This window comes from Streptomyces sp. NPDC001137, assembly GCF_040298885.1.
Classification (GTDB): Bacteria; Actinomycetota; Actinomycetes; order Streptomycetales; family Streptomycetaceae; genus Streptomyces.
In genome coordinates, this window is the sequence record NZ_JBEPBA010000014.1 from 232655 (window position 1) to 244161 (window position 11507).

At 71.0% G+C, this 11507-nt stretch carries 11 protein-coding genes and 1 tRNA gene; 7 read left to right on the forward strand and 5 right to left on the reverse strand.

The annotated features are described in order from the left end of the window. The first annotated feature begins 57 nt into the window (after nt 1-57). The 3 genes from ABT254_RS27215 to ABT254_RS27225 all read left to right on the forward strand — a co-directional run bounded on the left by ABT254_RS27215 (nt 58) and on the right by ABT254_RS27225 (nt 1202). Nucleotides 58-423 (forward strand): DUF8844 domain-containing protein, encoded by a 366-nt coding sequence (locus tag ABT254_RS27215; protein ID WP_351475212.1) that lies wholly within the window; start codon nt 58-60, stop codon nt 421-423. A 121-nt stretch (nt 424-544) separates the two neighbouring features. Beyond that, entirely contained in the window at nt 545-1138 is a 594-nt protein-coding gene (locus tag ABT254_RS27220) for a bifunctional DNA primase/polymerase (RefSeq protein WP_351475215.1), read from the forward strand. Next, a tRNA-Lys gene (locus ABT254_RS27225) sits at nt 1129-1202 on the forward strand. The genes ABT254_RS27220 and ABT254_RS27225 overlap by 10 nt, the downstream gene beginning before the upstream one ends. A 243-nt stretch (nt 1203-1445) precedes the next feature. Here the strand turns inward: ABT254_RS27225 and ABT254_RS27230 are convergent. Beyond that, nucleotides 1446-2726 (reverse strand): M6 family metalloprotease domain-containing protein, encoded by a 1281-nt coding sequence (locus tag ABT254_RS27230; RefSeq protein WP_351475218.1) that lies wholly within the window; start codon nt 2724-2726, stop codon nt 1446-1448. A 315-nt stretch (nt 2727-3041) separates the two neighbouring features. On the opposite strand from ABT254_RS27230, the gene ABT254_RS27235 reads away from it, so the two are divergent. Continuing rightward, a complete protein-coding gene (locus ABT254_RS27235; RefSeq protein ID WP_351475221.1) occupies nt 3042-4919 on the forward strand; it encodes a putative bifunctional diguanylate cyclase/phosphodiesterase in 1878 nt (625 codons plus the stop codon). On the opposite strand, the gene ABT254_RS27240 is transcribed toward ABT254_RS27235, so the two are convergent. The 3 genes from ABT254_RS27240 to ABT254_RS27250 form a co-directional block, all read right to left on the reverse strand. After that, nucleotides 4898-5986: an LLM class flavin-dependent oxidoreductase gene (locus tag ABT254_RS27240; protein WP_351475224.1), complete on the reverse strand. Its 1089-nt coding sequence runs from the start codon at nt 5984-5986 to the stop codon at nt 4898-4900. The genes ABT254_RS27235 and ABT254_RS27240 overlap by 22 nt on opposite strands. 301 nt (nt 5987-6287) lie before the next feature. Next, the gene (locus ABT254_RS27245; RefSeq protein WP_351475227.1) at nt 6288-7019 is read right to left on the reverse strand and encodes a maleate cis-trans isomerase family protein; all 732 of its coding nucleotides are present in this window, start codon (nt 7017-7019) and stop codon (nt 6288-6290) included. After that, the gene (locus ABT254_RS27250) at nt 7016-7813 is read right to left on the reverse strand and encodes a maleate cis-trans isomerase family protein (protein ID WP_351475268.1); all 798 of its coding nucleotides are present in this window, start codon (nt 7811-7813) and stop codon (nt 7016-7018) included. The genes ABT254_RS27245 and ABT254_RS27250 overlap by 4 nt, the downstream gene beginning before the upstream one ends. A 151-nt stretch (nt 7814-7964) precedes the next feature. On the opposite strand from ABT254_RS27250, the gene ABT254_RS27255 reads away from it, so the two are divergent. Next, on the forward strand, nt 7965-8912 hold the full coding sequence (locus ABT254_RS27255) for a D-2-hydroxyacid dehydrogenase (RefSeq protein ID WP_351475230.1): 948 nt from the start codon (nt 7965-7967) through the stop codon (nt 8910-8912). Nucleotides 8913-8934: 22 nt separating this feature from the next. Next, a complete protein-coding gene (locus ABT254_RS27260) occupies nt 8935-10362 on the forward strand; it encodes an amidase (protein ID WP_351475232.1) in 1428 nt (475 codons plus the stop codon). Here the strand turns inward: ABT254_RS27260 and ABT254_RS27265 are convergent. Next, nucleotides 10343-10837 carry a DUF3830 family protein gene (locus ABT254_RS27265; RefSeq protein ID WP_351475235.1) on the reverse strand — a complete coding sequence of 165 codons (495 nt, stop codon included), beginning with the start codon at nt 10835-10837 and terminating at the stop codon, nt 10343-10345. The two genes, ABT254_RS27260 and ABT254_RS27265, sit on opposite strands and share 20 nt — an antisense overlap. 193 nt (nt 10838-11030) lie before the next feature. Between ABT254_RS27265 and ABT254_RS27270 the strand changes: the two genes are divergently transcribed. After that, on the forward strand, nt 11031-11411 hold the full coding sequence (locus ABT254_RS27270) for a hypothetical protein (RefSeq protein WP_351475237.1): 381 nt from the start codon (nt 11031-11033) through the stop codon (nt 11409-11411). Nucleotides 11412-11507: the final 96 nt, after the last annotated feature.

Below are 11507 nucleotides of genomic sequence, written 5' to 3' on the forward strand. Positions count from 1 at the left end.
GGACGGTGGCCCGGTGGTCCTGGACGGGCCGATTGCGACGTACGAGGAGGAGAAGACATGGCGGAGCCCACGCCGCGTCGGAACGAACCGCGGCTACGCCCCGCGCCCCTGCTCTTCGAGCCCGCGGAGGCGGCCTCCGACCCTGAGCACTTCTTCGACCTGGAGTCGATCGACGATCCTCGGGCGCTGCTGGCCCGCTCGACGGAGCTGGCGCAGGCGTTCCGCGCGGCGGCCGACCGGGCGGTGGAGTTCCAGGCGATGGCGGCCGCGCAGCTGGCGGACCCCCGGCGGTTCGACCGGCTGACGCCGGGGGACATCGCGGAACGCGCCGAGTGGACCGAGGACTATGCCAAGAAGATGGTCGAGTACGGGCGGGACCTGATGAGCGGGGCCGAAGGGCGGGGCTCCGCGGACCCGGTGTGAATACGGTCCACTTCGCTTTGGCATATGCCAGGCGGGCAAGATACTCCTCTTCTCTCCCACCTGTCCCGGTTTCCGGCAACCGTGAGGAACGGTGCGTTCACAGCGGGTAGACCTAGGTGTCATGAGCAGCGAACGCACCGACCCGTTCTCCGACCGCTACGACGTCAGCGGGGTCACCGCGGACGGAGCCGCCTGGCTCGCCTCGGCAGGGACGTACCCGCGCAGCACGCTCGCCCTCTGGAAGGAGCGCGCCGACGCCCCGGTGGTGCTCCCGTGCGGCACGGCTTTCGACGTCGTCAGCGCGCCGGCGGTCTTCGCGCGCCGGATGGTCGACCGGCTGTGGGACGAGGGGCCGGGTTCCGGGCCGGTGGCGACCTTCCGGGGCCGGATGCTGCTGTTCGCCGCGCCCGGCACCGCCCAGCGGCTGCCCTCACTGCTGCGCTGGGAGGAGTTCGGCCGTACGGGCGCGATCCCGCCGCTGCTGTGCCACGGCAACGGCGACGCGGTGACCGTCCCGCCCCTGCTCGCGACCACCCCGCCGGCCTCCCCCGACTCCCGCTGGCTGGTCGCCCCGGACACCCGCCACCCCTGGCTCCCGGGCCCCGAGATCCTGCTCTGGGCGGCCGTACGGGCGGCCCGCGCAGCCGTACGGATATCGATTTTTCCCCCGGCCGATCAGGATGCTAAGGTCTACGACGTCAGCAGGCGCCGCTAGCTCAGTTGGTTAGAGCAGCTGACTCTTAATCAGCGGGTCCGGGGTTCGAGTCCCTGGCGGCGCACGATGGCGATGGCGAGGCGTGTTCGCGGAAAGCGCGAACCTGTCTCGCCATCGTTGTTTTTGCGCGGCTTCGCCGCGCGTGGTGGGGGCTTCGCCACCCACACCCCCCTTCCCCCCGGCGGCTGCCGTGGCCGCATGGTTACGCGGTGCCCCCGGCCGGGGGGCCGACGCGCGGTGGGGGTTCGCCGCCGACCTCGACTGCACTCGACTGCACCGGCGGCTGCGGCACCGCAGGCCGCAGGAGTCAGCCGTCGGCCGTGATCTTCACCGTCCAGGCTCCCGAGATCGTCCGGCCCTCCACCTTCACCTGGATGTCCTCTCCCGGCACCGAGAAGGTCTCGCCGAGGGAGACCGGGGCGTCCGCGAGAGGGGGGTAGACGGAGTTCTCCCAGCAGGCCTCCGTGTGGGGGTGGGCGTCGATCACCTCGATGGGGCCGCCGCCGGACTGGGCGCCGCCGCGCACCCGGTAGACGAGGATGCCCGAACGGCAGGCCGCCGCGTCGTTGCCCAGCGGTCCGCGTGCCTCGAAGGCGAGCACACTGTCGTGACCGGTCCGCACCACCGCGAGCTTCACTCCGCGGCCGAGCCCGAAGGCCGGCGGCCCCACCGCCCCCCTGAGCTGAGCCCCCGGACCGGCGCCCAGCGGCTCCAGCGTCAGCCGCGTGACGCCCGCCTCCCGCACGCACACCACCTGCCGCGGTGCCAGCCACCCCAGCTTCCACTTGTGCCAGCCGAACAGGTCGGGGGCGAGACCGAACTGGCTGCCCATCAGGTCCCAGTCCCCGACGTATGTGTCCCAGTCGCCCTTGCCGTCGTCGGGCCGGTGGTACAGGTCCGGCAGATCGAAGACGTGTCCGGTCTCGTGGGCAAGTACGAGCCGGTCCGGCGGGTGCTTCTCGAAGACGGTGACGACGCGGCGGATGTCCGTGCCGTCGGCCCTGAGCGGGGTGTCCAGATTGACGACCTTCGTCGCGTCCGAGTCCACACCGGGCGCGTCCGGGTCGGCGACGAAGTAGACGATGTCGTAGCGGGAGAAGTCGACCTGCGGGTCGGCGGCGGCGAGCGCGTCGTGCAGATACGCGGCCCGGTGCTCGGCGTTCCAGTCCCGCTTCATGGCGTACGCCGTGGACGGCCTCGGCATCCGGATCCAGTGCCGCAGCGGATGCGGATGCAGGGTGAACCTGCCGTAGGAGGCACGTTCGAAGTAGCGGCTGGTGGCCGGGAAATGGTCGGCCGTCAACTGGGCGGGCGTGGTCCGCGGGACGGCATCAGGGAAGGACAGAAAGATCATCACAGCGTTCAACGCCCGGGTCGGCCGCGGATATGCGGCGTTCCAGGTGTCGAGGCCCTCCGAATGATGCGCGTCGGTGCGCTGCAACGCGCACGGCACCGCCGAGAAGGGTTCGGCGATCGACGGCCCGGTCACCAGCGAGGTCGCGGCGAGCGCCGACAGGGTGGTGAACACGGCGGCGGTGCTGCGCAGTCGGGAACCCCTGAAGTGCTTGAGGGGGGACTGACACAGCACAGGGACCTCCGGGAGCGGTACGCGGGACACCGCACCCAGCCTGTGTCAGTTTGTCGTATTACGCCCTGTTCGCCTGCCCCAGAAGAGTGACTCGGCCGCGAGCCCCGATCAGAGCCGACACCCCCGAAACGCTCACGGAACGTCACAAGCGGTCAGGGGCTCCAACGACCCGTCCAGGTGCGGGCAGAAACGATCTGTCAGAAGTGCCGCTCGATCCGGGACACTGGGCGTGGGGTGGAAGGCCCTTGGGTCTGCCTCTATGATCGGCACACTTTCCGGCACGGACAGAGATCGAGTGCACTGCGGGAGCGAGCGGTGAGCGGAACGTCCGAAGGGCCGGCGCCCGCGGCAGACCTCGACCGGGGCGCTGTGACAGAGAGTAACGACTATGCGTCTCCTCGTACCGAGCCGCCGAAGGCCGGTACGCAGGCGCCTGCGTACCGCTCGGCGTTCAGGGCCGCGCCTGTGGCCATGGCGGTCGTCGACCGCGAGGGGCTGGTGGTCAGCGCCAACGACGGGTTCGGCGCCCTGTTCGGCAGCGCGCCCGACGAGTTGGCCGGCCGCCTCGCCGCCGACCTGGTGGACCTGGCGTCCGACGCCCGCACCTGGCACGCGTACCGCGAGGTGCTGCGCGGCCGCGAGGCCATACTGCGCTGCACGCGCCGCCTGAAGAGCCCCGACGGCCAGTCGGTCTGGGTCCAGGTCACCGTCTCGCCGCTGGCCGCCCACGACGAGGGCGTCCTGATGTCGCTCACCGACATCAGCGCACACCGTGAACTCCAGGGCCGGCTACGGCACTTGCAGATGCACGACCCGGTGACCCGGCTGCCCAACCGCACCCTGTTCTTCGAGCGGCTGACGGCCACTTTGGAGGCGGAGTCGTACGAGGAGAGCGGCACCGGGCGGATCGGCCTGTGCTATCTCGACCTGGACGGCTTCAAGGCCGTCAACGACACGCTCGGCCATCGCGTCGGCGACCGGCTGCTGGCCGCCGTGGCCGAACGCCTCACGCGCTGCGCCGACGAGGCGGGTCACGGCAGAACGAGCGCCCCCCTGGTGGCGAGACTCGGCGGCGACGAGTTCGCCCTGCTGGTCGAGGACTCCACGGGCACGGAGCAGCTCGCCGATCTGGCGGAGGCGGTGCTGGAGGCCGTGCAGGCTCCGTTCGACCTCGCCGGTCAGCGGGTGTCGGTCTCGGCGTCGATCGGTGTGGTGGAGCGGCGCGCGGCCGACACCACCGCCACCGCCCTGATGCAGGCGGCCGACACCACGCTGTACTGGGCGAAGGCCGACGGAAAGGCCCGCTGGACGCTCTTCGACCCGGAGCGCAACGCCCATCGCATGACCCGCCAGGCCCTGGCCTCCACTCTCCGCCCCGCGATTGAACGCGACGAATTCGTTCTCGAATACCAGCCGTTGGTGGGGATGGAGGACGGGCGGCTGCGCGGCGTCGAAGCCCTCGTCCGTTGGAACCATCCTCAGTTCGGCATGCTGACGCCGAATCGGTTCATCGGATTGGCGGAGGAAGACGGCTCGATCGTGCCGCTGGGCCGCTGGATCCTGCGCACGGCCTGCCGGCAGGCGCGCCGCTGGCAGGTGGACCATCCGGACGAGCCGCCGCTGTTCGTGAGCGTCAATGTGGCGGTGCGTCAGGTCTGGGACTCGGATCTGGTGGCCGATGTGGCCGAGACCCTTGGAGAGACCGGGCTCGCGCCCCATCTGCTCCAGCTGGAACTCACGGAGTCCGCGGTCATGGGCTCGGCGGGCCGCCCTCTGCAGGCCCTCCAGGCCCTCAGCGGCATGGGTGTCCGCATCGCGATCGACGACTTCGGCACGGGCTACTCGAACCTGGCGTACCTGAGCCGACTGCCGGTGTCGGTCCTGAAGCTGGACGGCTCCTTCGTACGGGGCTTCCAGTACGAGAGCGACAAGGAGGGTGCCGTAGCGCCGAACCCGGCCGACGAGGTCGTCGTCGAGGCGATGATCCAACTCGCCCACCGCCTGGGCATCACGGTCACCGCGGAGTGCGTGGAGACCTCGGCACAGGCGTCCCGCCTGCGGCGCATCGGCTGCGACACCGGCCAGGGGTGGCTGTATTCCCGGCCGGTGTCACCGGATCGCATCTCCGAACTGCTCGGTCCCGGAGAGGAGCGGAGCGCACGCGCCGGGGATCAGGCGGTGGTCAAGCCGTAGGCGTCGGCGATGAGTTCGTACGAACGCAGCCGCACCTCACCGCTGTGGGCGTTGCCCGTGATCATCAACTCGTCGGCTCCGGTGCGCTTCTGGAGGTCGTCGAGGCCGCTGCGGACCTCGTCCGGGGTGCCGTGGATGACGTTGGAGTTCCAGGAGTCGATGAACTCCCGCTCCATCGGACTGAATTCGTAGGCCTCGGCCTCCTCAGGGGTCGGGACGAGGCCGGGGCGGCCGGTGCGCAGGCGGACCATGTTGAGGGCGGCCGCCATGACCTGGCGGCGGGCCTCCTTCTCGTCGTCGGTGGCGAGGGCGGAGACGCCGATGAGGGCGTACGGGGCGTCCAGGACCTCACTCGGCCGGAAGGACTCCCGGTACAGGTCCAGCGCCGGGATGGTGTTCTGCGCGGAGAAGTGGTGCGCGAAGGCGAAGGGCAGGCCGAGGACGCCGGCCAGTCGGGCGCTGAAGCCGGAGGAGCCGAGCAGCCAGACCGGGGGGCGGTGGGGCGACTGGACGCCGCCGGGGGAGGTCGCCTGGACGGGCCCCGGGACGGCATGGATACGGCGGTAGGGGTGGCCGTCCGGGAAGTCGTCGTCCAGGAAGCGGGTGAGCTCGGCGAGCTGCTCGGGGAAGTCGTCGGCGCCCTGGTTGAGGTGGTCCGTCCGGCGCAGGGCTGCGGCGGTGGCGCCGTCCGTGCCGGGAGCGCGCCCGAGGCCGAGATCGATACGGCCCGGCGCCATGGCCTCCAGCGTGCCGAACTGCTCGGCGATGACGAGGGGCGCGTGGTTGGGCAGCATGACACCGCCGGAGCCGAGCCTGATGCGTTCGGTGTGGGCGGCGAGGTGGGCGAGGATCACGGCGGGCGACGAGGAGGCCACACCCGGCATCGAATGGTGCTCGGCCACCCAGTACCGGTGGAAGCCACGGGACTCCGCGAGACGTGACAGCTCGACGCTGGTGCGCAGGGCATCGGTGGCGGTGCGCCCCGCACCGACGGTCACCAGGTCCAGTACGGAGAGGGGCACGGGCGCGCTGCCCTGCGCGGTGCCCCGGATCTCGTCTGCCGTCACGTGTTGCCTCCGTCGATATCGCCGTGCGCGTGGTCCGTCCGGACCTAACAGGAGGCACTCTCCGCTTTATTCCCTGGGGGCTCCGCCCCCAGACCCCCGTTCGGCCCTTAAGGGGGCCTCGTCCTCAAACGCCGGTCGGGCTGAAAGACCAAGCCCCGCCCGACGAAAATCAGCCTCAGCCAGCGAAAATCATCCCCTTGGGGGTCCCCCCACGCCCTTAAGGCAGTGGGGGAGTTTGAGGAGCGGGGGTCCGGGGGCTGGCCCCCGGGTCGGGACGGGCAGGGGCGGCGGGGCGAAACCCTCAGACCTGCACGATCGGCTCCCGAGTGAACAACGCCCCGAGCGTCGGCGCATTCACCCGCCGATCCGCCAGCCGCAACGCCTCCCACACCGTGACCTGATTGGCGGTGAGCACCGGCTTGCCCAGCTCCTTCTCCAAGGCGGGGATATGCGCCGCCGTATGCAGCGCCGTATCCGGCAGCAGAACCGCGTCCGCATCCGGACGATCAGCCTCCCGGGCCAGCAGAAACACCTCCGCCTCCCCCCACGTCCCGACCTCCGCCGCCGTGATGATCCCGGCACCCCGCACGGAGGTCACCTCCGCACCCCCCGCCCGCAGAAACTCCGCGAACAGCCCGGCCACGTCCTCGGGATACGTCGCCCCGACCGCCACCCGCCGCGCCCCGACCTCCTGCAACGCATGGACGAAGGCGAAGGACGTCGACGACGCCGGCATCCCGGCCGCGAGGGCCAGGGCGCGCACCTGCTCATGGGCGCCCTCCCAGCCGTAGACGAAGCTCCCGCTGGTGCACGCCCACACCACGGACTCGGCGCCCGCCATGCGCAGCTCCTCGACACCCGCCGCGAGCCGCTCGGCCGAGCCCATCTCCCGCAACGCGTCCACCCGGTGCGCGTCCTCGCCGATGTCGGTGTGGACGACGTCGAGGCGGATGTTGCTGCCGAGCAGCTGCTCGATACGTGGGTATTCGTCCTCGGCGGAGTGGCCGGGGTAGAGGAATCCGAGTGCCGTCATGACCTGCCTTCCTGCTGCTGTTCACCGTCCGGGAGCTGTGGCAGTACGGGGCCGGAGCGCGCCGCCGGATCGATCAGCGCCTGATAGGGCCCCACCGCCCGGGTACCCAGTCGGGACAGCGCAGCCCACATCGTCACCTGGTTGGCCGAGATCACCGGGATGCGCAGTTCGGCCTCCAGTTGCGGGATGACGTCGTAGGTCGGGAGGTTGGTGCAGCTGATGAACAGGACGTCGGCCGGCCGTCGTACCGCCTTGTGGGCCATGGCGACCACATCGCGGTACGGGACCTTCCAGATGTGCCGGGTCAGGCCCATGTACGCGCGCCCGGTGACCTTGACCCCGGCCTCGGCGACGTACTCCTCCAGCGCGCGCGTGACGGACACGGTGTACGGCGTCACGAGTGCCACACGGCGGGCGCCGAGCGCCACCAGGGCCTCCAGGAGGGCGCCCGAGGTGGTGACGGACGGGATCGCGCCGGCCCGGGTCATGGCCTCGCACATCGCGCGCTCCCCGGCGATTCCGCCGACGAAGCTGCCGGAGGTGCAGGCGTACGCGACGACCTCCGGCGCGACCGCGTTCAGCGTGCGGACCGCGTCGTCGAGCGTCTCGTGCTCGCTGACCAGCCGGGCCAGGTCGAGGCTCACCTCGACCGGCACGAACGGCGTCCGCGTCAGATGCAGCGAGATGTCGTCCGGGACCCAGCGCCACAGTTCGCGGTCCAGAGCGAAGTCGAACGGGGCGACCACACCCACACCCCGCTGGGGAAGTGGTCCACCGAGGAAGGAAACGTCCATGGCGCCCATGGCGGCCACCGCCTCACCGTGAGAAACAGCGGAGCAACGGACCCCCCATCGCACCCGTGTTGACGAAGGTAGGTTCGGGTGCGAGCGTGGTCAAACCTCGCATGTCAGACGGCCGCAACCTCCCGAAGAAACGGCTTTCCGCATGACCACCCCGACGCTTCTCGTCCTGGACACCGACCCCCTGCCCCGCCTCGGCAGACTCACCGGCCGCGCCCGGATCGAGCACGCGGACGAGTCGACCCTCGCCGAGCGCCTGCCGCACGCCGACGTCCTGCTGGTCTGGGACTTCACGTCCCGGGCCGTGCGTTCCGCCTGGCCGGGCGAGGGCCCACGGCCACGCTGGGTGCACACGGCGAGCGCCGGCGTGGACCACCTGATGTGTCCGGAACTCGCCGCCTCCGACACGGTGGTCACCAACGCGCGCGGTGTCTTCGACCAGCCCATCGCCGAGTACGTCGCCGCACTCGTCCTGACCATGGCCAAAGACCTGCCGCGCACCTGGGAGCTGCAGCGGGAGCGGACCTGGCAGCACCGCGAGACACAGCGGGTGGCGGGCACACGCGCGTGCGTCGTCGGATCAGGGCCCATCGGCCGTACGATCGCCCGCACGCTCAAGGCGCTCGACATGACGACGGCGATCGTCGGGCGCACCCCGCACACCGGCATCTATGGCCCGAACGACCTGGACCGGCTGATCGCCCGCGCCGACTGGGTGATCGCGGCCGCCCCGCTCACCGAGCAGACGCACGGCATGTTCGACGCGCGCCGCTTCGGCGTGATGCAGCCCTCCGCGCGCTTCATCAACATCGGGCGCGGCGGTCTGGTCGTCGAGGACGCGCTCGCCGAGGCGCTGGCCAAGCGGTGGATCGCGGGCGCCGCGCTGGATGTCTTCGAGCACGAACCCCTCACCCCCGACAGCCCGTTGTGGGAGGCACCCGGCCTGATCGTGTCCCCGCACATGAGCGGCGACACGATCGGCTGGCGCGATCAACTCGGCTCTCAGTTCGTGGAGTTGTACGAGCGCTGGGAGGCGGGCAGACCTCTGCTGAACGTGGTGGACAAGAAGCGCGGATACGTACCCGGACGCTGAACCGCCGAGCGATGGAGGGCAGATGACGGACCCCGGTCTCGACCTCACCGAACTGACCGCCGCACGGATCGTCGAGGGCTACCGCAAGGGCGAGTTCAGTCCCCAGGAGGTCACCAGGGCCGCACTGGAACGGGCCGAACGCATCCAGCCGGAGGTGAACGCCTTCGTGCGGCTGCTCGCCGAGGAGGCCCTCGCGCAGGCCCGGGAGTCGACGGGGCGATGGCGGCGGGGCGAACCGAAAGGGCTGGTGGACGGGGTCCCGACCACGGTCAAGGACATCATCCTGCTGCGCGGTGCCCCCACCCTCAAGGGCTCGAAGACGATCTCGGAGCAGGGCAGTTGGAACGAGGACGCCCCGTCCGTCTCCCGGCTGCGCGAACACGGCGCCGTGTTCATCGGCAAGACCACCACCCCGGAGTTCGGCTGGAAGGGCGTCACGGACTCGCCGCAGTCCGGGGTGACCCGCAATCCGTACGACCCGGCCCGCACCGCGGGCGGCTCCAGCGGCGGCGCGGCGGCGGCCGTGGCGCTGGGCGCGGGCCCCCTCGCGCTGGGCACCGACGGCGGCGGCAGCGTCCGTATCCCAGCCGCCTTCTGCGGCATCTTCGCCCTGAAGCCGACGTACGGCCGCGTGCCCCTCTACCCGGCGAGCGCCTTCGGCACCCTGGCCCACGTCGGCCCGATGACCCGGGACGCGGCGGACGCGGCGCTGCTCCTCGACGTGATCGGGGCGCCGGACCACCGCGACTGGTCGGCGCTGGCCGCCGCCCCGGACTCCTTCGTCGCCGGGCTGTCCGGCGGAGTGAAGGGCCTGCGGGTCGCCTACTCGCCCTCCCTCGGAGGCCAGGTCGCGGTGCAGCCCGCGGTGGCGTCCGCGGTACGGCGGGCGGTGGAGAGGCTGGCGGAACTCGGCGCGTACGTCACCGAGACCGACCCCGACTTCACCGACCCGGTGGACGCCTTCCACGCCTTGTGGTTCTCCGGGGCGGCCCGGGTGACCCAGCAACTCGGCCCTGAGCAGCGCAAGTTGCTCGACCCGGGGCTGAGGGAGATCTGCGCGGCGGGCGCCCGCCTGACCGCGCTCGACTACCTCGCCGCGGTCGACGTCCGCATGGAACTCGGCCGCCGTATGGGCCGCTTCCACGAGTCCTACGACCTCCTGGTCACCCCGACGCTGCCGATCACGGCGTTCGAGGCGGGCGCCGAGGTGCCGAAGGGCTCCGGTCACCGGCGCTGGACCGGGTGGACCCCGTTCACGTACCCCTTCAACATGACCCAGCAGCCGGCGGCGACCGTCCCGGTGGGCGTGGACGGGGACGGGCTGCCGATCGGGCTGCAACTGGTGGCGGCGCGGCACCGGGACGCCCTGGTGCTGCGGGCGGCGCATGCGCTCTACGAGGCGGGGATCGCGGCGGGTGTCACATCCGGCGTCACGCCCGCCGGAAGCTGAGCGTCTCCCCCGCCGCCCCCGTGCGCCACAGGTCGTTGCAGGCGTCCGCCATCGCGTCGAGGCCCTCGATCACCTGGCCCCAGACGATGCCCGGGACCCAGCCCACGTCCCCGTTGAGCAGCAGGTTGTTGCGCTCGTAGAAGAGGGCGAGGTCGACGACGGTGGTGTCGGGGCGCACGTCGGTGTCGTAGCCGTAGGCCTTGGTGCCCAGCTCCGTACCGGCGAAGGAGAAGTAGCAGAGGTCGCCGGGGATGGGCGTGACCGTCGGGTTCTCCAGGGGCGGCTCCCGGTCGGCGAACGGGGGGAACAGCGCGTAGATCTCGTTGCGTGCGTATTTGGCGTGGTAGACGTCGCTGCTCAGCGGCAGGGCGTCCCACACCGCCGCGCAGGTGTGCGGCGCGCGCTCGTCGAGGAGCTTCGCCGTGCAGTGGACGCCCCGCTTGACCAGGGAGACTTCGATGTGACGGTCGGCCATGTGGTGCCCTCCTAGGGAGCTGGTTTCAGCCATGTGTGCCGCACCGACGCCGCGATTGCCCGTTCGGTCACCTCCCCAAGAGCCAATGGCAGCAGTGGTGCCCGCGCCACAAGACTCTTGGTGCCCGCACAGGAGGAGGCCACGCGTGACCTCATGTGAAGCATCAGCACATCCCGCCCAGGAGGCACCCTCGATGACCTCGCAGCCCGTACGCCGTCGCCGCCTGACCCGGCTCGGAGTCCTGGCCGTCGCCGTGACCGCCGCGGCGGCCCTCGGTGCCGCACCCGCCGGGGCCGCGACCGCGACCAAGAAGTGCAGTGGTGGTCCCGCCAATTGCGTCCTCGCCAAGGTCCACCCCAAGAAGGGGACCGTGAAGGTGAGGATCGACAACACCGGAGGAAACAAGGCCTACAAGTACGGCTGGGACCTCCGCCACAACGGCCGGATCGTGTGCTCCGGAGAGGTCCGCGAGCGCTGGCCGGCGAAGACCTTCACCTGCAAGAACATGCCGAAGGGGAAGCTGACGCTGACCGCCTCGTACGAGAGGAACAGCACCGTCTCACTGCGGTGGTGACAGCTCCGCGTGGTGGCGCGCTCGATGGCCTCCGTACGGACCTTCTCGCTGTCCGTGGTGGCCTTCTGGCGCAGCTCGTCGGCGTCCTGGCGGGAC